Source organism: Streptosporangium sp. NPDC020072, assembly GCF_040631445.1.
GTDB lineage: Bacteria > Actinomycetota > Actinomycetes > Streptosporangiales > Streptosporangiaceae > Streptosporangium.
Genome location: NZ_JBEYAB010000012.1, coordinates 1 through 21,814, shown reverse-complemented (window position 1 = coordinate 21,814; position 21,814 = coordinate 1). Strand labels below are relative to the sequence as shown.

General features: G+C 70.4%; 13 protein-coding genes. 7 read left to right on the top strand and 6 right to left on the bottom strand.

Features of this window, described 5'->3' with window-relative positions:
* Positions 1-127 precede the first annotated feature (127 nt).
* On the top strand, positions 128-544 hold the full coding sequence (locus ABZ470_RS27285) for a DoxX family protein (RefSeq protein WP_362914869.1): 417 nt from the start codon (positions 128-130) through the stop codon (positions 542-544).
* A 176-nt stretch (positions 545-720) separates the two neighbouring features.
* On the opposite strand, the gene ABZ470_RS27280 is transcribed toward ABZ470_RS27285, so the two are convergent.
* Positions 721-2,493, bottom strand: a complete 1,773-nt coding sequence (locus ABZ470_RS27280) for a serine/threonine-protein kinase (RefSeq protein ID WP_362914867.1) — start codon at positions 2,491-2,493, stop codon at positions 721-723.
* Positions 2,494-2,719: 226 nt separating this feature from the next.
* Here ABZ470_RS27280 and ABZ470_RS27275 point away from each other — a divergent pair, with 226 nt between their 5' ends.
* Complete coding sequence (locus ABZ470_RS27275) at positions 2,720-4,768, top strand: sensor histidine kinase (protein ID WP_362914865.1); 2,049 nt, start codon at positions 2,720-2,722, stop codon at positions 4,766-4,768.
* A gap of 45 nt (positions 4,769-4,813) precedes the next feature.
* Here the strand turns inward: ABZ470_RS27275 and ABZ470_RS27270 are convergent, their stop codons facing one another.
* A complete protein-coding gene (locus ABZ470_RS27270) occupies positions 4,814-5,242 on the bottom strand; it encodes an STAS domain-containing protein (RefSeq protein WP_362914863.1) in 429 nt (142 codons plus the stop codon).
* Between the two features lie 109 nt (positions 5,243-5,351).
* Positions 5,352-7,148 (bottom strand): SpoIIE family protein phosphatase, encoded by a 1,797-nt coding sequence (locus tag ABZ470_RS27265; RefSeq protein ID WP_362914861.1) that lies wholly within the window; start codon positions 7,146-7,148, stop codon positions 5,352-5,354.
* 367 nt (positions 7,149-7,515) lie between these two features.
* Between ABZ470_RS27265 and ABZ470_RS27260 the strand changes: the two genes are divergently transcribed.
* Both ABZ470_RS27260 and ABZ470_RS27255 read left to right on the top strand, forming a co-directional pair.
* Positions 7,516-11,685: a SpoIIE family protein phosphatase gene (locus ABZ470_RS27260; protein ID WP_362914859.1), complete on the top strand. Its 4,170-nt coding sequence runs from the start codon at positions 7,516-7,518 to the stop codon at positions 11,683-11,685.
* A complete protein-coding gene (locus ABZ470_RS27255; protein ID WP_352015626.1) occupies positions 11,685-11,981 on the top strand; it encodes an STAS domain-containing protein in 297 nt (98 codons plus the stop codon). The genes ABZ470_RS27260 and ABZ470_RS27255 overlap by 1 nt, the downstream gene beginning before the upstream one ends.
* Before the next feature lie 52 nt (positions 11,982-12,033).
* Here ABZ470_RS27255 and ABZ470_RS27250 read toward each other — a convergent pair whose 3' ends face one another.
* Together ABZ470_RS27250 and ABZ470_RS27245 are read right to left on the bottom strand one after the other, a co-directional pair.
* Positions 12,034-13,209 (bottom strand): zinc-dependent alcohol dehydrogenase, encoded by a 1,176-nt coding sequence (locus tag ABZ470_RS27250; RefSeq protein WP_362914857.1) that lies wholly within the window; start codon positions 13,207-13,209, stop codon positions 12,034-12,036.
* A complete protein-coding gene (locus tag ABZ470_RS27245) occupies positions 13,206-13,748 on the bottom strand; it encodes an SRPBCC family protein (protein WP_352015624.1) in 543 nt (180 codons plus the stop codon). The genes ABZ470_RS27250 and ABZ470_RS27245 overlap by 4 nt, the downstream gene beginning before the upstream one ends.
* 501 nt (positions 13,749-14,249) lie before the next feature.
* On the opposite strand from ABZ470_RS27245, the gene ABZ470_RS27240 reads away from it, so the two are divergent.
* The 3 genes from ABZ470_RS27240 to ABZ470_RS27230 all read left to right on the top strand — a co-directional run bounded on the left by ABZ470_RS27240 (position 14,250) and on the right by ABZ470_RS27230 (position 20,381).
* On the top strand, positions 14,250-15,836 hold the full coding sequence (locus ABZ470_RS27240; RefSeq protein ID WP_362914855.1) for an FAD-dependent oxidoreductase: 1,587 nt from the start codon (positions 14,250-14,252) through the stop codon (positions 15,834-15,836).
* 237 nt (positions 15,837-16,073) lie between these two features.
* Positions 16,074-19,106: a S8 family serine peptidase gene (locus ABZ470_RS27235; protein ID WP_362914854.1), complete on the top strand. Its 3,033-nt coding sequence runs from the start codon at positions 16,074-16,076 to the stop codon at positions 19,104-19,106.
* 879 nt (positions 19,107-19,985) lie between these two features.
* Positions 19,986-20,381, top strand: coding sequence for a hypothetical protein (locus tag ABZ470_RS27230; RefSeq protein WP_362914852.1), 396 nt, complete (start codon positions 19,986-19,988; stop codon positions 20,379-20,381).
* Positions 20,382-20,613: 232 nt separating this feature from the next.
* Here the strand turns inward: ABZ470_RS27230 and ABZ470_RS27225 are convergent, their stop codons facing one another.
* Positions 20,614-21,513 carry a hypothetical protein gene (locus ABZ470_RS27225; protein ID WP_362914850.1) on the bottom strand — a complete coding sequence of 300 codons (900 nt, stop codon included), beginning with the start codon at positions 21,511-21,513 and terminating at the stop codon, positions 20,614-20,616.
* Positions 21,514-21,814 lie beyond the last annotated feature (301 nt).

The window sequence follows — 21,814 nt, the reverse complement described above, 5'->3', positions numbered from 1 at the left end:
ACGGCGGGACCACGCGCCGCCGTCCCGGACGGCTGCACCCCGGTGCGGGGCGTGTCGCGATCCCAGCGAAGAGAAAAGACGCCTCCGGCAACGCGGAGGTCTGACCTGCCCCGAAAGGGGAGAGCACATGTCGAAACACCTGAAGACTGGCCTGCACTGGTTCATAGCCCTTCAGTTCATGCTGGGCGCCGTGACCAAGTACTGGCCGGGAGACACGATATTCAGCACGGCGTACTCCGTGAAGTTCGCCGACTGGGGCTACCCCTCCTGGATGCGCTTCGTGGTCGGCGCCCTGGAAGGTGCCGCCGCCGTCCTGCTCGTGATCCCCAACCGGCGAACGCGCTTCCTGGGCGCCACAACGCTGATGTTCGTGCTCACCGGCGCGGTCACCACCCACATCGTCAACCACGACCCGGCGGTGGAAAGCTGGGCCGCGCCCACCCACCTCCTCATCATGGGCGTTCTCGCACTGGCCAACTGGCCCGCCGGCTGGCGGGACCTTCTGCGGGCTCCTACCGCCTCACCGAACGGATCACGGTCCTGAGCGTCCTGGTGGCACGCGACCTGTCCGGCACCGAATTCGCCGAGCGGCCACGGTGAGGACCTACATCGGACGGCTCCTGGCGAAACTCCACGCCCGAGACAGAGCCCAACTCGTGATCGTCGCCTACGAGCCAGGCCTGATCAGCCCGAATCGCTGAGAACACCCAGACCCCGAGGTCACTCGGCGGAGCGCCAGTCGCTGTAGGTGGTGGTGAAGTCGGCCCGGTAGATGCCGGCGCTTCCGGTGGGGAAGCTCCAGACGAGGTGGAACGCCTTCGGCCTGTCGTGCGTGTCAGTGGTCAGCAGGTAAGTGAGGTACGAACGAGAACCCTCCTTCATGACGTCCCCACCCATCCACGAGTCGAGAAGCTCCCGCAGGAGCCCGTTCGTCTTGTCGACGGCCAGGGTTCCCGAGTAGGTGTGTCCTTTGCGCTCCATCCGGGTGGAGTTGGCCACCACCTCACCGATGACGGACGGCCCGGCTGTTCCCGCGACCATGAGCACGGCCCACTCGGCGGTGCCCGCCTTCAGGCTCAACAGGTTCTTCTTACCGGGATAGAGGACACCGTCACGGACGACGACGTGACGATCATCGAACTCGTCGCCCCCGATCTTGATGTCGAAATCGTCACGGCCGGCGTGAGCGGTACGGTTCACCACCCTGCCGGTCACCGTCGCGACGGCGGAACTCTGGGTGAAACCGCCCTCGTAGGAGAAACTCGCCGAAGGGGTCATGGTCAGCGCCAGGTCGAGGGCGGCGGCAAGGTCGGCGGTCGTCTCCGGGGCTTCCGGCCGTATCTGAGTGGCCGGGGTCGTCGAAGGTGGCGGGGGCGTCGAGAGAGTCGTCGAGGCGGGCACGGTCGACGGGCTGGACGGTGGGGTGGACACCGGGGCGGACGGTGGGGTCGACCGTGGCGTGGACGAGGGCGCGGCGAACAGGCCGGCCCCGTCCGGCAGGGACCAGAGGACCGCTCCCACCACCCCCACGACGGCGACGGCCACGGTACCGGCCAGCACGCCCCGGCGACGGCCGCCCTTCCGCGTCTCCCGCCTGCCCTGCTCCCCCTGCTTGTCCGGGCTGTCCTGCTCTTCCTGCCCGGCTTGCTCCTCCTCTTCCTCCTTCCGCCAGGGGACGTCCTCGACGGGAGGCTCCCAGGTGTGGTCGAGCCGTGTCGTCAGTTCGTCGGTCCCGTCGATCCGCCACGCCTGCGACGCCTCCGCCAGGATCTCCCGCGCGGAGGGCCGCGACGCCGGGTCCTTGGCCAGTGCTCTGCCGACCAGCTCGCGCAGGGGTTCGGGGACTTCGGAGGTGTCCACCGGGTCGTTGAGGACCCTGAGCGCGAGGACCTCGGGACGGGCCGTGCCGTAGGGCGGTCTGCCGGTCGCCGCGTACACGGCGAGCAGTCCCCAGCCGTAGACGTCGGCGGCCGGTCCTGCCGACGTGCTGCGGTACTCCTCCGGGCTCAACCAGCCGGGGGTGCCGACCAGAGCCCCGGTGCGGGTCACGGACGTCCCGTCGAGGGCCCGCGCGATCCCGAAGTCCACGAGCTTGGGGCCGTTCGGCGCGAGGATCACATTGGAGGGCTTGATGTCACGGTGCACGACGTCCACGGCGTGGACCGCGACCAGCGCCTCGGCCAGCCCCACCACGAGGCCGAACCACTGATCCCCCGTCAGGGGGCCGTCGGCCCGGACGTGGTCGCCCAGCGTCCGCCCCGGCACGTACTCGGCGGCCAGCCAGGGGCGTGCCGCGTCCGCGTCGGATTCGAGGATCCGCGCGGTGCACAGGCCCCGTACCCGGGTGAGGACGGAGATCTCCCGCGCGAACCTCATCCGGAACTCCGGGTCTCCGGCGAGGGAGTCGTGGACGAGCTTGACCGCGACGCGGGCGCCGTCCGGGGCAAGACCGGCGTACACGACCCCCATGCCGCCCGCTCCCAATCTGCCCATGATGTGGTACGGACCGATTCGCCGAGGATCAGTGCCATCGATCGGGATCACTGAGAGTTTGTATCTCATTCCCGCCGTTGTGTGAACGAGCTGGCGGTCATCAGTGTGAAATCCGGCGCTTCCCTTGATAACGCCCCTGCCACAATGGTGGTGAATCGTGACCTTTGTACCGCCCCAAAGGCACACTAGGGTCAGGCGAAAACAAGCGCCGGAAAGCGGGAGTGGGATGGCGTGGGCAGCCAGGGCGGTCACCGTCGTCCTGGCCGTGGTGTCTCCGTTGCTCGTGACCGCGGCCATATGGATCTACGCGACCCTCCCCGAGGAGTGGAAGTCGCCCGAGACCGTCACGCCGCTGACGGCGGCGGGGGTGACCTTCCCCGCCGTCGGCGCGTTCCTCATCGCGCACCGGCCCAGGCTCAAGCTGGCGTGGCTGATGTGCCTGGGCGGGCTCGGCGGCGCCGTACACGACTTCTGCCAGGCGATGATGCTGCTGACCGCCTCGCACGGGCACCTCACGCTCGCGGGGTTCCTGAGGTTCGCGGTGTATCTGGGCTGGGGGGTCTCCGGGCTCGCGCTGGAGATGCTGCTGCCGCTGTACTCCCCGGACGGCAGGCTGCCCTCGCGGCGCTGGCGGGCGGTGGTGCTGCTCGGCGTGGTGTCCACCGTCGCCGAGACCACTCGCCAGTTCATCCGCCCCGACCCGCCGCTTGAGGGTTACCTGTTCCCTGCGGTCATCCACAACCCGCTGCAGATCCCCGAGCTGGCGCCGTACCACCAGACGATGCTGGTGGTGAACTGGACGGGGATCCTGGCGACGCTGCCGCTGGCGGCGCTGTCCATGCTGCTGCGTTTCCGCGGGGCGGACCCGGAGGTCAGGCGGCAGATCGGCTGGCCGCTGCTGGCGTTCGCCGGGTACATCGTGTTCATGTTCGTCGGCGTCGCCGCGCCTGAGCTGACCTGGCTGTCGATCCTGTGGGCGATGCTCATCCCGGTCGCGCTGCTGTTCTCGGTGATGCGCTACCGGCTGTACGGCATCGACACCATCGTCAGCCGGACCTTCGTCGCGGCGGGGCTGCTGGCCGTGGTCGGTGGGGTCTACTTCGGCGTGGCCGCGCTGTCGAGCCTGCTGGTCTCCGGCCTCGACCAGATCGCCGGGCTCGCCGCGGCCCTGTTCACCGGCGCGTTCTTCCAGCCGTTGGGCCGGACGCTGCAACGGTCCATCGACCGCCTGCTCTACGGTCCGGTCGGCGACCCGCGTGTGCTCGCGGAACGGCTGGTCCAGGAGGTACGCCGGGGGGATCCGGCGCAGGCGCTGGCGTCGGTGATCGGCGTGCTGCGTGAGGGCCTGGCCGTACAGGGGGTCACGGTCGAGGTGACCGGCGGCGAGCCGGGACAGCGGGTCGGCGTGGCGAGCGCGACCAGCGGGCAGATCGGCGACGCCCCCCGTGAGGTGCCGCTGGTCTGGCACGGCGAGCGGGTGGGGCGGCTGCTGGTCGGACCGCCGACCCCGCGCCGCTTCCCCGCCGCGCACGACGAGCGGGTGCTGGCCACGCTGGTCCCCTACGCGGCCGACGTGGCGCACGCGCTGCGGATGTCGGCCGACTTGCAACGTTCCCGGGAGCGCATCCTGAGCACCAGGGAGGAGGAACGGCGGCGGCTGCGCCGTGACCTGCACGACGGCCTCGGGCAGACGCTCAGCGGGCTGGCCATGACCATCAACATGGCCCGCCTCAGCCTGAAGACCTCCCCCGACGCCGCCGACGGGCTGCTGCGTGAGCTGCGCTCCGGCATGGACTCGGTCACCGGCGACATCAGGCAGCTCGTCTACGGCCTGCGCCCGCCCGCCCTCGACGACCTCGGGCTGGCCGCCGCCGTACGGGCGCTCGCCGGACCCGCCACCCCCGAGGGACCCGTCACCGAGGTGAGCGTCGAGGGCGAGCTGGACGACCTGCCCGCCGCCGTCGAGGTGGCCGTCTACCGGATCGCGCAGGAGGCGCTGACCAACGTCCGGCGGCACGCGAACGCCACCCACGTCCGGGTCGAACTGCGCCGCGAACCCGAGGCGCTGCGCCTGCTGATCGTCGACGACGGCGCCGGGCTGGCGCCGGATCGCCGCGCGGGTGTCGGCCTGACCTCCATGCGCGAGCGCACCTCGGAGCTGGGCGGGCTCTGCCTCGTCAGCGGCGGCCCCGGGGAGGGCACCACGGTCGAGGTGACGCTCCCCCTTCCCGCGGTCCCCTTCGCCGACACGCGGCCGGTGCCCCAGCACGGGTAGCCGGTCCCGCGACCCGGGGTCCGGGCGTGGCGCCGGCCGAGGGCCTCACAGGGAGGGCACGTGGCCCTGGTCGTTCGTGGAGCGCTCCCGGGCCTCGTCGAGCGCCTGGGCGAGGCTGTCGCGGATCATCAGGATCCGCGACAGGCCGGTCAGGTCAAGGACGTGGCGCATGAAGGGCTGCGGGGCGACCAGCAGCAGCGTCACCCCCCGCTGCTGGGAACCGGTGAAGGCGGCGACGAGGCGGCTCAGGCCGACCGAGTCGCAGAAGGTGGTTCGTTCCAGGTTCAGCAGCAGGTGGTCGCCGTCCAGCTCCTCCCACAGCCTGTCGATCACGGCGCCCAGCACGGGAGAGGTGTCGTAGTCCAGCGCACCGCACACGTGCACGATCGTCGGATAGCCGTCTGTACCGGCCTCCACGGTGAAGGCCTGCTGCGCCTGCCCCGTCTGGTCGTTCTGGTCGGCGTGGTGCGACATGGCTTCCCTTCCACTGACAGGCGCCCCCTGCCGGTACACGGCTCTGGGACCACGGTAAGGCACATCCGGGCGTCCTGTGCGCCGCGCCGGCCCCGGGTGCCCGCCGGGCTCAGGCATGCGGACGGAGCGGGACGCGTACGGCGAGCATGGCGACGTCGTCGTCGGCCTTCGGCCCGGCCATCTCGTCGGCCAGTGTCTCCAGCAGCTCGGGCAGCGGCCGCTCCCCGTGGGCGGCCAGCAACGCGCGGGTGGTGCCGATGGCCTGCTCGACGTCCCGGCCGGGCCGGTCGACGAGGCCGTCGGTGTACAGCAGCAGCGTCGAGCCGGGCACCAGATCCATGCGGTGGTCGGTACGCGGTGGATGGCCGAGACCCGGATAGAACAGCACGTCGTGCTGGTCGAGCCGCCGGGTGCTCCGGTCGGGCAGGAGCAGCAGCGGAGGCGGGTGACCGGCGTTCGACCAGGTCAACGCCCATCCGGCGTCGCCGTGCTCCAGACGGGCGTGCAGGATGCTGCCGGTCGCGGGCAGCCGCAGGCTCAGGCAGGCGTGTTCGAGAGCGGTCAGCGCGGCCGCGGGCCCGAGCGCGGGGTGGTCGAGTACGGCCTGACGAAGCATGCTGCGCACCTGTCCCATCAGGGCGGCGGCCCGTATGTCGTGGCCGGTGATGTCGCCCACGGTGATCGCCAGGGAGGACGTCACCGGCCCGCCGGGGACGCCGGGCAGCGGGAAGCTGTCGTACCAGTCGCCCCCGACCATGTCGTCGGTGGCGGCGGGCCGGTACAGGGCGGCGCTGTCCAGTCCGGGTGTGGCGGGCAGGTCGGTCAGCATGGCGCTCTGCAGCTGGCGGGCGACGGTGATGCGTTCGCCGAGGAACAGTGCGCGTGCCACGGTGTGCGCGGTGTAGCTGGCCAGCGCGTTCAGTGTCGCCTGTTCCACCAGGTCCGGCTGGTGGTGCCGATTCCAGCCGACCATGAGCACGCCGACCGGGCCGCGGCTGGCGATCAGCGGCAGGCACACCGCCGAGGTCAGGCCCAGGGAGTCGAACGCGGCCACCGCCTCGGGGCTGTACCGGGCCGCCAGGTCCTCCCGGCTGGGGATGGCGATCATCCGGCGATCGCGCAGCGCCCGTGCCGAGGGGAAGGGCGCCTCGGTGTCGTACTGGCCGAGGACCTCCTCGACCTCGTGCGGGCCGTCGGTGTCGGGCACCCGCGTCAGCCTGCCGTCCCGCAGCAGGCTCAGTCCGATGTAGTGCGGCGCCAGGGCGCCGATCACCAGGTGGCGCAGTCGCTGCCGCACGTCCTGGACGCTGGTGGCCTCGGCCATCTCCTGGGAGGCGCGCAGCAGCATCGCGGCGTTGGCCTGGGCGGTCGCGCGCGCCTCCTCCGCGGCCGCGCGGGCGTCCTCCGCGGCGCGGGAGGCCAGGCGCAGCCGCAACTCACTCGAACACGCCGCGGCCAGGTCGGCCAGGTCGGTCAGTTCCGCGTCGGTCCACCGGCGGGCGGTGGTGTCGACCGCGCACAGCGACCCCAGCACCCGCCCGTCCTCGTCGGTCAGCGGCATCCCCGCGTAGGCGACCATCCCCAGCTCGGCGACGGCCGGGACGGCGCGCACCCGCTCGTCGAGGCGGGCGTCGGTCAGGACCAGCGGTTCGCCGTCCGTCACGACGTACCGGCACAGCGAGTGCGACAGCGGACTCTGCCGGCTCTCGGCCCATGGTCCTGTCAGGCCTGCCAGGCCGGGGAAGACCTGACGGTCTCCCTCGACCAGGGACACCAGCGCCACCGGTGCCCGCAACGTCCGGGCCACCAGAGCGGCGAAGCGCTCCATGTTCGTGTCCGCCCTGGCCGACAGGCCGGTCCGTCCTCGCTCTTCGCACCGCCTGCCCTCGGCGCCCTTGGTCGACATCGGTGTTCACCTGTCTTGTGTGATGCTTACTGGTCGTGGCGACGAGCGCCGAACCGGTTACTGCCCATGGACGGCCGATATGTGCCTGCGCTCCGGGGTGGATTCTCCTGCCCCGGGCCCTCAGGCCCTGGCCACCGTACTCCCGAGGGGTGCTTTTCGTACCTCGTCGGCCCGGCCACACGCACCGGAAAAAGACCGAATTGTCCTACAATGGGTGAAAAAATAATACAGCGGCCAAGGTAGCGGGGCGATGCCGGTGTTTTCTTCCCCACATCGGCAAGAGAACGGGACGTGCATCATGGGCCGTGGACGCGACCGGGACGAGTGGCGGCTTCGGGATCCGGTCAGGTGGGTGAAAGGGCGTTCGGTGACGCGTTCTGAAGACGCTGGGCGTGAACCGTCGGTGACGGCGGGAGCCGACGTGTTCGCCGTCGACGGCGAGATCGGCGGTGATCTCGCCCTGGTTGACTGGGAGGCGACCCCCCTCGGGTCACCGGCTCGCTGGCCGCAGAGCCTGCGGACGGCGGTGAGCATCCTGCTGTCGTCCCGGTTCCCGATGTGGATGGCCTGGGGGCCGGACCTGACGTTCTTCTGCAACGCCGCCTACCGGCGCGACACGCTGGGCCGCAAGTACCCGTGGGCGCTCGGCCGCCCGGCGAACGAGGTGTGGGCGGAGATCTGGGACGACATCGGCCCCCGGATCGACACCGTGCTGACCACCGGCAGGGCGACCTGGGACGAGGCCCTGCTGCTGTTCCTTGAGCGGTCGGGGTATCCGGAGGAGACCTACCACACCTTCTCCTACAGCCCCCTGCGTGACGACGACGGCCAGGTGGTCGGCATGTTGTGCGTGGTCAGCGAGGACACCGAGCGGGTCGTCGGCGGACGGCGGATGACGACGCTGCGGCACCTGGGCTCCGACCTCAGCGTGGTGCGCACCGAGCAGGAGATGCTCGCCTTCACCGGCAGGCAACTCGGCCGCAACCTGCGGGACCTTCCCTTCACGCTGACCTACCTGTTCCAGGACGACGGCTCCGCCCGGCTGGCCAACGCGACCGGCGTCGCCCCCGGACATCCCGCCGCCCCGGCGGCCCTGCCCGCCGGGGACACGGACGGAGTGTGGCCCGCCGCGACACTCGCCCAGGGAGAACCGGCGCTCGTGGACCTCGGGAGGGCTCCGTTCACCGCCCTGCCCACCGGGGACTGGCCACAGCCGCCCACGCAGGCACTGGTCCTGCCGCTGCTGCGACAGGGCGGCGGGCCGTACGGGTTCCTGGTGACCGCGCTGAACCGGTACCGGCCGCTGGACGACGGTTACCGTGGATTCGCCGAGCTGGTCGCCGGGCACATCGCGGCGGGGGTCGCCAGCGCCCGCAACTACCAGGCCCAGCAGCGGCGGGCCGAGGAACTGGCCGAGCTCGACCGGGCCAAGACCACGTTCTTCTCCAACATCAGTCACGAGTTCCGCACCCCGCTCACATTGATCATGGGGCCGCTGGATGAGCTGCGCGGGCAGCTCGCCGAGGCGGATCCCCGGATACGCCAGGAGCTGGAGACCGTCCACCGCAACGGGCTGCGGCTGGGCAAGCTCGTCAACACCCTGCTGGACTTCTCCCGCATCGAGGCCGGCCGTATGCGGGCCCGCTACCAGCCGGTCGACCTGGCCGCCGTCACCTCCGACCTGGCCAGCGTGTTCCGCTCGGCCGTCGAGAAGGCCGGTCTGTCCTTCGACGTCGACTGTCCCCCGCTGGACGGTCCGGTCCACATCGACTACGGCCTGTGGGAGAAGGTGATCCTCAACCTGCTCAGCAACGCGCTGAAGTTCACCTTCGACGGCTCCATCCGGGTCCGCGTGCGCGCCTGCGACGGCCACGCCGTGGTCACCGTCGAGGACACCGGCATCGGCGTGCCCGCCGGGGAACTGCCCAGGCTGTTCGAGCGCTTCCACCGCATCGAGAACACCCGGTCCCGCTCCAACGAGGGAAGCGGAATCGGGCTGGCCCTGGTGTGGGAGCTCGTCGGTCTGCACGGCGGCACCATCACCGCCGACAGCGTCGAAGGAGAGGGCACCACCTTCACCATCCGTCTGCCCTTCGGGCACGCCCACCTGCCCCCCGAGGCGCTGACCCCGGCCACCGGTACGACCCCGTCCCTCGCCGGGTCCCTCTCCGTGACCTCCGCCGCGGCCGACCCCTACCTGCAGGAGGCGCTGCGCTGGCTGCCCGACGATCCGGCCGCCGGGACGACGGAGGCGGCGGGGGCGGCTCCGGCCTCCGACCCCCCGGCACGGGTGCTGATCGCCGACGACAACGCCGACATGCGCGAGTACCTCGCCCGCATCCTGCGGGGGGCCGGTTACCTGGTCGACGCGGTCGGCGACGGACGGCAGGCCCTGCGGGCCGTCCGCACGACCACTCCCGACCTGGTGGTCAGCGACGTGATGATGCCCCACCTGGACGGCCTGGGGCTGGTCGCGGCGCTCCGGGCCGACTCGCGCACCGCCTCGGTTCCCATCCTGCTGTTGTCCGCCAGGGCCGGGCAGGAGGCCTCCATCGAGGGCCTGCGGGCCGGTGCCGACGACTACCTCGTCAAGCCGTTCACCGCGGCCGAACTGCTGGCACGTGTACGGGCGAGCGTGGAACTGGCCCGGTTGCGCGGCCACCACGCCCGCTGGCGCACCGCGCTGATCGACTCCCTTCGGGAGGCGTTCTTCGTCTGTGACGAGAACGGCGCGGTCATCGAGATCAACGCCTCCTTCGCCGACATCCTCGGCTACGGGGCCGACGGCCTGCCGTACGCGCCCGCCCATCCCTGGTGGCCCGACGCCGAGACCGATCCCGAGGCGCACCGGCAGGTCGCCGAGTCCTTCGCGGACCTGCTCGGCCAGGGCCGGGGCAGCCACACCCTGCCCGTCACCCACCGCGACGGGCACCGGCTGTGGATCAGCGCCACCTTCAACCAGGCCCAGGACCCGGAAACCGGCCGCAGGGTGACCGTCGGCACCTTCCGCGACGTCACCGCGGAGCACTACGCCGTCCAGCGGGAGAGCGCCCTGGCGTCGCTGAGCACGTGCCTGTCCCGGGCCACCAGCCTGGACGACGCGCTGCGCGGCGCGCTGACCGAACTGAAGAACCTCTGGCGCGCCCGGTCGGTGCTGGCCGCCGTCTTCGACGGCGACGACGAGCCGGCCCTGACCGCAACCGACGGCTCACCCGTCTGGCGGCTGCTGCCCGAGCGGCGCCGTGACGCCCTCACCGAACTGCGCGGACGGCCTCCGCTCTCCTCGGTGACCGACCGCACCGGGGCCGGCGTCCTCCTGGAGCACCCCGAGGGCCCGCTGGCCCTGTGGATCGACCTGGGTGACCACCGGCCCTTCACCGGTGAGGACCAGCTGCTGCTGTCGTTGCTGGCCGGGCATCTCGCCCAGGGCCTGGTCCGCGCCCACCAGATCGACCAGCAGCGCGAGACCGCCCTCGCCCTGCAGCGCGCCATCCTCGGCCCCTCCAGCCTTCCCGACGGTTTCGCCGTCCGCTACGAACCGGCCACCCCTCCCCTGGAGGTCGGCGGCGACTGGTACGACACGGTCGCCCTGCCCGACGGCCGGATCGGCATCGTGGTCGGCGACTGTGTCGGCCGCGGGCTGGAGGCGGCGGCCGTCATGGGGCAGCTGCGCAGCGCCTGCCGCGCCCTGCTGCTGCAGGACGCCCGGCCGGGCCGGACCCTCATGGCCCTGGACCACTTCGCCGCCGACCTCCCCGGCGCGAGGTGCACCACGGTCTTCTGCAGCGTCCTGGATCCGCGCACCGGGCACCTGACCTACTCCAGCGCCGGGCATCCACCGGCCATCCTCGCCCACCCCGACGGCACCGTCCGCCTCCTGTCAGAGGGCCGCTCCGCCCCGCTGGCCGTCCTCCCCGGCAGGGCGCGTCCCGAAGGCGAGTGCGACATCCCCGCGCGCGCCACCCTGCTGCTGTACACCGACGGCCTCGTCGAGCGCCGTCGCCGCCCCCTGACCGCGGGCATCGACCAGGCGGGCGCGGCGGTCCAGGCGGGCCGGAACATCGCCGTCGACGATCTCGCCACCCAGGTCATGACCCGCCTGGCCCCGGAGGGGGGTTACGACGACGACGTCGCCCTGCTGCTGTACCGGCACCCCGCTCCCCTGGACGTGGTCTTCCCCGCTGAGTCGTCCCAGCTCGCACCCATCCGTACGGCCCTGCGTGGCTGGCTCACCCAGTGCAGGCTCTCCCCACCGGTCCTGCAGGGCATCCTGCTCGCCGCCGGTGAGGCGTGCGCCAACGCCATCGAGCACGGGCACCGCGACGCCCCCGGCGGCACGATCCGCCTGCGTGCCGAGGCCTCCGTCGACGATCTGCGGCTCACCGTGACCGACAGCGGCCACTGGAAGCCTCCCCGTCCCGAGACCAACGCCCATCGCGGCCGTGGCATGGCCCTGATGCGCGCCATGATGCAGCACGTCACCGTCACCCCGGGTTCCACCGGAACCACCGTCGACATGCACACGAGGATCACCTGATGGCCACACCGCTCACCCTGGTCCCCGATCTCCGCCCGGACGGCGTCGCCCTGCTGACGGCCGTCGGTGAGATCGACATGAGCAACACCGACGTCCTCGCCGCCGCCCTCGAACGCACGACGGGCGCGGTCGTCCTCGACCTGACCTCCGTCGGTTACCTCGACAGCGCCGGCCTGTCGGTCCTGTTCGCCCATGTCGACCGGATCGAACTGATCGCCCCTCCTCTCCTGCTCCCCGTCCTGAACATCTCCGGGTTCACCGACCTGGCCCCCGTCCACGCCTCGCCGGGCGTCTGATCCCCGCCCTCGGGGCGCGGGGTGCTCCGGCGGCGTGGCGCCCAGGGCCCTCTCAGGGCTTGAGGACGACCTTCTCGCAGTCCTCCCGCTTGTTCTTGAAGATGTCGAAGCCGTACGGCGCCTGTTCGAGCGGCAGGGTGTGGGTGATGATCCGGGTCGGGTCGAGCTCGCCCCGTTCGACCAGCCTCAGCAGCGGCTCCATGTACCGCTGCACATGGCACTGCCCGGTGCGCAGGGTGAGCGACCGGTTCATCCACGCCCCCGCGGGGAACTTGTCGACCAGCCCGCCGTACACGCCGATGACCGAGACCACTCCGCCGCTGCGGCACGACAGGATGGCCTGCCGCAGGGCGTGCGGACGGTCGGTCTCGGAGCGGACGGCCTGCTTGACGCGGTCGTAGGCGCCGATGTGGGCGCTGCCGTGCGTGGCCTCAAGGCCGACGGCGTCCACGCACTTGTCCGGGCCGCGTCCGCCGGTCAGCTCCAGCAGCCGGGAGCGGACATCGGTCTCCTCGAAGTCGACCGTGGTGTGGCCCGCCTCCTCGGCCATGCGCAGCCGGTACGGTTCCCTGTCGATCGCGATGACCTCGGCCGCGCCGAGCAGTCTCGCGCTGTCCATGGCGAGCTGCCCGACCGGGCCCGCGCCCCACACGGCGACGACGTCGCCGGGCTGGATGTCGCACATCTCGGCGCCCATGTAACCGGTGGGCAGGATGTCGGACAGGAACAGCACCTGCTCGTCGCTCAGCTCCGACTCGATCCGCAGCGGCCCGACGTCGGCGAACGGCACGCGTGCGTACTCCGCCTGCCCTCCGGCGAACCCCCCGGTCAGGTGCGAGTATCCGAAGATCCCGGCGACCGGGTGGCCGAACATCTTCTCCGCGATCCCGGCGTTGGGGTTGCTGTTCTCACAGCACGAGTACAGCCGCGCCGCGCACGCCGCGCAGGCGCCGCAGGCGATCGGGAACGGCACCACGACGCGGTCGCCGACACGCAGCCGCGACGGGTCGACGCCGTTTCCGACCTCGACCACCTCGCCCATGAACTCGTGGCCCATGACGTCGCCGTCCTGCATCGTCGGCACGTACCCGTCGAGAAGGTGCAGGTCGGAACCGCAGATCGCGGTCGAGGTGATCCGGACGATCGCGTCACGGCCGTTGAGGATCGTCGGGTCCGGCACGTCGCGGACCTCGACCTTGTTGCGTCCGGCCCAGGTGTTGGCCCTCATGCCCCCGCCCCCTTCGCGAGTTCCTCCGCCGACAGGGGCCGCGCCGGACGCTGCGGGAACTCCCGGCGGGCGCGTTTGCCCCAGGGCGCCCCGTCGGATCGCATCACCTCACCGGTCTCCAGAACCTGCTTCAGCCTGCGCAGGTCGTCGTCGAGCTGCTGGTGCGGCTCCTCGCCGAAGTATCTGGCGACCGCCTTGCCGAGCGGGCCGCCCGGGATGTCGTAGACGAGCAGTACGTACACCTCCGTGCTCACGCCGTCCGGGGCCGGCGCGAACCGGACCCTTCCCGCGTTCGGCACGTCGGCGTCGCCGGTCGAGCGCCAGCCGATCAGCTCTCCCGGCACCTCGTCGGTGATCTCGGCGTCCCATCCGACCGTCCGGTCGAACGGGGCGCTCGCCGTCCAGTGACTCGTCCGTTCGCCCGTGACACGTACCTCGTCAAGGTGGCACATGAACGTCGGGAGGTTCTCCAGGTGACGCCAGAACGCGTAAACGTCCCGCGCCGGTTTGCGGATTGTCGTCGTGGCCGTCAATTCCATGGCTCCCCCTCTCCTGACTTCAGGTGCTACCGACCTCAGGGAGAGTTACACCTGTTGAGTGAGGAATAGTCGGATATATCCATATATTTCCGGTGCAGGCGAGCCACGAGGGCGCCACGCGGGGCGAGAGCGGCGGAAGTCCCTGATCGGCGGCCCACCCGGCGAGGGCGGGCGACGACAGGGGCCGTCCCCGGCGAACGGCCATGCCCCGCCCGCCGAGAGAGCGTGCAGAAACCATCAACAACCAATACAGAAACCATCAATGACATTCCCGTCATAAAACGACAAACTGGCCTCGCACCTCCCCAGAACCTCATGCTCTCCCGAGAGGCGCGTCTGGAGAACAGGCGTCTCGGCCCCGTCGAGCTCAGCGCGTCGACGCCTCCCGGTTCGTGACCCCGGCCAGGTCGCCGTCAAACGGCTGTGGGCTCTCTCCCGCCCACGCTCCTCCGGGCGGCGCCCCACCGATCCCGACGCACTCATCCCCGTACTGGAGGGCGTATGTACCGTGACCGACTGACACGCCGGGCGTTCGTGAACCTGGTCGGACGCGCCGGTGGCGTGGGAGCCGCGTACGGGACGCTGACGGCGATGGGCCTGCTGGCCGTACCCGAGGCCTACGCCGGACGGCCGGACCTGGCACGACACGGCGGCGGGCGGGGCGTCAAGGTCGCGGTGATCGGCGCCGGCGTCTCCGGCATGGTCGCCGCGCTCGAACTGTCGGCCGCGCAGTACGACGTGCGGGTCTTCGAGGCGCAGGAGCGGGTCGGCGGCCGGATCAGGACCTACCGCGGCGGGGACACCGTCGTCGAGAACGGCTCGGTCCAGCGCGTCGACTGGGACCGCGATCCGGGCCTCTACTTCAACGCGGGCCCCGCCAGGATCCCCCACCACCACGAGGCGCTCCTCGGGTACTGCCGCGACTTCGACGTCCCCCTGCAGGTGTTCGTCAACGACAACCGCGCCGCCTACCTGCACGACGCCGCCGCGTTCGGCGGACGGCCGCAGCGCGCCCGCCGGGTGATCACCGACACGCGGGGAGCCGTCGCGGAGCTGGCGGCGCGCGCGCTCAAGCAGGACCTGGACCGTCCCATGTCGGAGGAGGACCTCGCCCGGGTGCGTGACTTCATCCAGGGGTTCGGCGGGCTCGACGGGAACTACCGCTACACCGGGTCGCCTGACGCCGGATACTCCGAGCCGCCGGGGGGACCGGAACCGGGCCAGGTCCTCGAACCCCTCGACCTCGTCGAGATCTCCAAGGGCTCGTCGCTGCGCTGGCGCGCGCTGTTCAGCGAGCAGTACCCGCAGCAGTCGACCGTCGTGGAGCCGACCGGCGGCATGGACGCCGTCGCGCGGGCCTTCTACCAGCGGACCCGGCGGTTCATCACGCTCAACGCGCAGGTGACGAAGCTCAGGCGCGCCGGGTCCGGCGCCCAGGTCACCTGGCGTGACCGCGTCACCGGGCGCGTGCAGGTCTGGGACGCCGACCACGTGATCGTGACGGTCCCCCTCACGGTCGTCAACGCCATCGACAGCGACTTCTCGCCGCCCGTGAAACGGGCCGTCGAGGCGGCGGTCCCCTACTACATCCCGGCCGTCAAGATCGCGTTCCAGGCGGACCGGTGGTGGGAGAAGGACCACCAGATCTACGGCGGCATCTCGTGGAGCAGCCGGGACATCACCCAGATGTGGTACCCCAGCTCGAACCTCCACGCCCGCGAGGGCATCCTCGTCGGCGCCTACATCTGGACACACGACATCGGGAACTCCTTCTCGGCGATGACGCCCGCGCAACGCGCCGCCGCGGCCGTCGCCGACGGCGAACACCTCCACCCCGGTTACCGGAACCTGGTCCGGCGTCCCGTCTCCGTCGCGTGGCCGAACGTGCCCTTCCAGGGAGGTGCCTGGATCGACTGGGGGGACGACCCGGCCACCCGCCGCGACATCTACTCCGTACTGCTGCCGCCGGACGGGCCGTACTGGTTCGCGGGCGAACACATGAGCCACATCAACGGCTGGCAGGAGGGCTCCATCCGCGCGACCCACAACGTGCTCCACGGCATCCAGGCCCGCGTCACGCACGGGTAGCGCAGGCTGTACCCCGCCCCGGCAGCGGGCGGGATCGATCACGGCGTGCCCCCGCCGCCATGCTTGCCCCATGACGGCCGGCCCACGAGGGCCGCGACCAAGGACCGCCTGACAGGCGTGTCCTCCCCACCAGTGCTCCGCGGCCGAGGAAGGTCCCTCCTCGGCCGCGGGAAAGTCACGTGGACCTCCCCGGGGGAGGTCCGGTGTCCCGAACTCCGGCGGACGCTAGGAGAACACATGTCCCATGCCCTACGACGTACTTCCTTATCCCGGGCACTCGTCGGCGTGCTCGCCCTGCTGTGCCTGCTCCTCCCCCAGAACGTGGCGAACGCCAAGCCGTACGAGCCCGGCAAGATCACGGCGAAGGCCCGCGCGAGCCTGAAGGACGGCAAGGCCGCCCTCTGGGTCCGGCTGAAGGGTGAGGCCGACCTCAGCCCCGCGTCCAGAGCCACGACGAAGGCCGCGAAGGGCAAGGCGGTCTACGACGCCAAGACCGCCTACGCCGACCGGTCCCAGGCCGGGCTCCGCGCGCTGCTGACCAGACGGAACGCCGAGTTCACGCCGTTCTGGATCGTCAACGCGGTGAAGGTGACCGCCGAGGAGATCGCCGTCCTGCCCGAGGTGACCGCCGTCGAGCCGGTGGCCAAGATCGATATTCCGAAGGAGCCCGGACCGAAGCCGGACAAGGCTCGTTCGAAGGCGGCGGCCGGGGTCGAGTGGAACATCGACATGGTGAAGGCCCCGCAGGTGTGGAACGACCTGCACAACCGGGGCGAGGGCATCGTCATCGGTGTCATCGACAGCGGAGTCGACTTCACGCACCCGGCGCTGATCGGGTCCTACCGCGGCACACGGGCCGACGGGTCCGTTGACCACAACTACAACTGGTTCGACGCCTACGGGAAGTGCCCCTCCGCCGCTCCGTGTGACTCGATGGGGCACGGCACACACGTGACCGGCATCGCGGCCGGAGCGAACGGCATCGGGGTCGCGCCGGGTGCCAGGTGGATCGGCTCCAACGGCTGCGGCAGCGACTGTACGGAACCCGGGCTGCTGGCGACCGCCCAGTGGATGATCAGGCCCACCGACCTGAACGGCGAGAACCCCCGCGAAGATCTCGCTCCGGACGTCGTCAACAGCTCCTGGGGCTGGGCTCCGAACCAGGTCGGGGTCGACTTCCGGGCCTCCGTCAACGCCTGGATCGCCGCGGGGATCTTCCCGGTCTTCGCCAACGGCAACGAGGGGAAGGAAAAGCCGTGCGACACGAGCCGTCACCCCGGAAGCTACCTTGAGACCTACAGCGTGGGCAATCTCGACTCCACCGGGAACGTCTTCGACGAGTCCAGCCGAGGGCCGGGTGAGAACGGGGACATCAAGCCCAACATCTCCGCCCCCGGGACGGAGATACGCTCCTCGACCCCCGACGGGGGTTACGGGCACATGACCGGAACCTCCCAGGCGGCTCCACACGTGGCGGGCGCGGTCGCGCTCGTCCTGTCCGCCGCCCCCTCCCTGCGGAAAAACGTCAGCGCCATCCGGGCGCTGTTCGACGACACCGCCGTCGACATCCCCGACACGAGTTGCGGCGGGACGGCCGACGACAACAACGTCGCCGGTGAGGGCTCCATGGACGTCCACGCCGCCGTGCTGGCCGCGCCGGACGATCCGCTCGGCGACCTCCACGGCACCGTCACGTCGAACGGGCAGCCCGTGCCGGACACCGAGGTGAGGGTCACCGGTCCGTCCGGCCGTACGGCGGTCAGCGGCCAGGACGGCGCCTACTCCATGCCGCGTCTGTCTCCCGGCGTCTACCAGGTCACCGTCTCCAGGTTCGGCTACCAGGACTTCACCGGGACGGCGACCGTCACGGACGGCCAGACGGCGACCGCCGACGTCACACTGACCCAGAAGCCGGGCGGCGTCGTCTCGGGGACGGTCACCGTGGCGGGCGCCCCCGCCGCGGACGCCACGGTCGTCGTGACCGGCACGGGGGCCAGGACGGTCACCGACGCCACGGGCCACTACCAGATCAGGCTGCCGGACGGCTCCTACCACCTGCTGGTCGGCGCCTCACGGTGCGACACCTCCGCCGACGAGCAGATCACCGTGGCCGGGAACATGACCAGGAACGTCAGCCTTCAGCGGCGCACCGACGACTTCGGCTACACCTGCGAGGTCGGCACCGAACCGTACGTGGCGGGCACCCAGCGCCTCGCACTGCCCCCGGAGACCACGACCGAACGGGTGGCGCTGCCGTTCCCCGTGCCGTTCTACGGCGCTTTGAAAAACGAGATCTGGGTCGCCCCCGTCGGCCTCGCGACCTTCACCGAAGTCTTGATCGTCGGCGGCGAAAACGATCCCCTGCCGTACGCCGATGTTCCCGATCTGGCGATCTATCCGTTCTGGGACAGCCTCATGCTAAGCGGCAACGCGGGCGTCTACACCGCCACGGTGGGTACCGCTCCGCACCGGTCCTTCGTGATCGAATGGCGCGATGTCGCGATCGTGGGTTCGGATGATCACGTCTCGTTCTCCGCGCTCCTCGGTGAGGACGGCACGATCAGCTACCGCTACAAGGGCATCGGCACCGAACGGAGCGGGGGCAGAGGCGCCACGATCGGCATCGAGAACGCCGACGGCACCGACGCGCTGCTCTACTCCTACAACACGGCCTCCCTCACCGACGGGCAGAGCCTGACGTTCGTCGCCGCCGACCACGGCGTGGTGCGCGGTACGGTCACCGACGCCAACGACGGCCGGCCGGTGGCCGGGGCGACGGTGACCTTCCCCTACGTCGCCACGTTCACCACCGGCCAGGACGGCGCCTTCTCCGGTCAGATCCGGGCCGGGAACCACACCGCGCAGGTCTCCGGGGAGAACTACGGCACGACCACCCGGCAGGTGACCGTCGTCGCGGGCGACAGCACCACCATGGACACCGAGCTGATCACCGGAAAGGTCGTCGCCGCCCCCACCCAGGTGAGCCTGACCGCCCCGCCCGGCACCACCAGGACCGCGACGGTCACCCTCACCAACCAGGGCTGGCCGACCCCCTACGACGTCACCGCCGAATCCACCCAGTCCGGCTGGCTGAGCGTCTCGCCCCTGACGGGCGGACTCCTCAAGAACCAGTCGGCGACCCTGACCGTCACCGTCTCGACCGCCGGTCTCGCCCCCGGCGACACGCGGGAGGGGGAACTCGTCATCCACTCGACCAGCGCGCGCCAGCCGGTCGTCAGGGTCCCGGTGGCCCTGACGGTGCCCGAGTAACCGGGTCTCCCGGGATTCCCGGTCGTGCGAAGCTCGTCTCCCCAGTCATCCAGATAACCGGGAACCAGGGCTTCCTCCCGAAACAGCCGTCATGGAGATGACGGTGAACACCGCGGGCCTTGAGTTGTCCCGATCGATCGCCAGGTGGCTCCTCTCCGTGATGAGGAGCCACCTGAATCCTGTTCCGCATGGATACGGTCGCCGGCAGCCCTAGGGTGCGATCTCATGAGACGAAGCACGTGGACCATGTGGACGAGGTCGGCGCTCGTGCTGGTGCCGGCCGTCCTTGGGGCCGCCTTGAAGTCGCCGGTGGCCACCGGTTCGTCCTTGAGGCGTACGACTCCCACGACTGGGACGGGGACTGGCGCTGCGCCTGACCCGATCGATCGGGCCGGAACCGTCCGCCGCCGGACCGGGTGTGGTCACGATGCTCGGATGCGCGCCCTCGTCGGCCGGTGGGTGAGGTGCTCTCAGGGTCGCGCCGATGAGCCTCCGGATGACGAGCGTCCTGGCCGGTGATTCTTTGGCGGCCGAACTTGTCACGCGTGATGTCTCCTTTGGCTCGTTCGGCGGCGCCGCGGGGAACTTTCGTCGCCATGCCCGGACGTGACGAGCGGCAGGGGCCGAGGCCCGACCGTGATTTTGGGTTGAGGCGTCTGCACCCGTGGTCGGTCCATCCGCATCTCGACTGAATTGCACCCGGGGCGCCGTAGCACCTCTGGCCTGCGCTGATGCAGGGAAAGGGGGGGCTTACTCTGGCGCTATAGAGACTTGGAGTGATGGATCGCTACTTTCGGTGACGTCCAGCCCGAGGGGATGACAAATCTGGACGGTCCCTCTTGGGCATTCGTTTCCTCTACGCGATCGGGAGACTTTCGCATGCGCAAGATCACCGCTGTGACGTTGGTCGGCCTCGTGGCCGGTGCTGTCGGTTTCGGCGGCGCCGCTGTCGCCTACGCGGGGCTCGGCGGCGCTCAGGGTCCGGGCGTCCGCGCCGCCGCGGTCGTCAAGGCCGACGGCAGCGTGGTCCGCTCGAAGGGCATCACCGGCGTCCGCAAGCTCGCCACCGGCCGGTACTGCATCGAGTTGGACGCCGACTACAACGCCGCACGTAGCGTTCCGGTCGCCACCAAGCAGTGGAGCGCCCCATGGAACTCCAGCGTGTTCGTCGAGTCCGACACGACCGCCTGCGGCAGCGCCGAACGGTACGTCCTGGTTTCCGGCGGTAACAACGGGGCCGCTGCCGACCTGGCCTTTCACGTGATCGTGCCCTGATCCGGCAGAGCCCGACCCAACAGCCCGGCGCGCGGTGGTTGGCGTGCCGGGCTGTTGGGTCGTCAATGAAAAAGCGTGTGTTCTGTGTGAGCGCGCCGCTGGAGGCGTGAGTCTTCCGGCGTACAGGACGGGCCAGACCGAGCGAGGAGCCCATCCAAGGCATTACGGAGATTTCCTGAAACAAGCGGCAGACGATCCTCCCTGGCCGCACCCGGAGGGGATCGTTCGGCGTTCAGAGGGTGCAGTTCTTCTGGGTGTCGGTGCGGACGCTTCTGCCGGTGAACTCCTCCAGGATCGCGATGTTCGCCGGGGAGTAGTTGGTCGCGGTGATCCGGTCGGCGTCGGCGCTGCCCAGCTTGCCGGTGTACGGCGCCGACTTCTCCAGCCAGTAGGCCGTGCGCAGGAACTGCGTCAGGACCAGCTCACGCAGCTTCGGCTCGTTCTTGATCCTCGTCCAGTAGTCGGGGTGCCTGCTCTTGGCCACCCGGAGGTAGAGCAGCAGGTAGCGCAGGTTGGTCGCGGCGATGTCGCGGGCGTTGCTGGCGCCGATGCCCCTGATGTACTCCTGGAGGACCGTCACCGCGGGCAGGCCCGTCAGTCCGGCGTTCAGCTCGGCCAGCACACCCTGTAGGTGATACTCCCCCTGGGTCCGGTCACGCAGGTAGATGCCGTCCATGGAGTCGCTGAGCCGGTCCTGGATCAGCGGCAGGATCTCCTTGCGGGGGAACCCGTCGTACAGCGGCACGACCGTGTCCTGCCTGGAGGCGTTGATCCAGGCCGCGGTGTGCACGTTCCACCTGGTCCGTGCCGGGTCGAGGTCCCACATGTGGGTCTCCTCGTGGATCGCCACCATCATCGACTCGGCGAAGGCCTCGAAGCTGCTCGTCTGGACGAACTGGGTCCAGTACTTGTCCCTGGCCTGGGCGACGGCCAGCGCCTGGCCGCTCGGCCACCGCCTGCCGTACACCGCCTGGAGCGTCTGCATCCAGTTGGACGAGGTGAACCTCGCCCTGAGGTCGCTCACGTCCGCGGTCGGCTGTGAGGGTTCCTCGTAACAGTAGGGGGCGGCAGTGACGGTGGCGGAGGCGGTGGTGGTCACCGCCAGCGGGGGAAGCGCGAGAAGCGCGGTCACGAGAGACAGAATGCGTTTTCGACTCACCGGGCCCTCATTCCTGAGTGGACGCGCCGCCGGGCAGGCAGGGCACGAACGGCCGCCGCTCTTTCGTCGTCACGGTGGATCGTATGAACCCGGTTTTCCTAGGGAAAATCCCATTTCGGGATAACATCATCGAGTGCCCACCCGGCCCTGACCGCCGTCCGCGCAGGTCAGAACCGGTGTTCAGGGAAGGTCGGTGAACCGCTCGATCTGCTTGGTCTTGCCGGAGACGATGATGACGTCGCCGTAGGCCAGCACGGTCTCGGCGGTGGCGTAG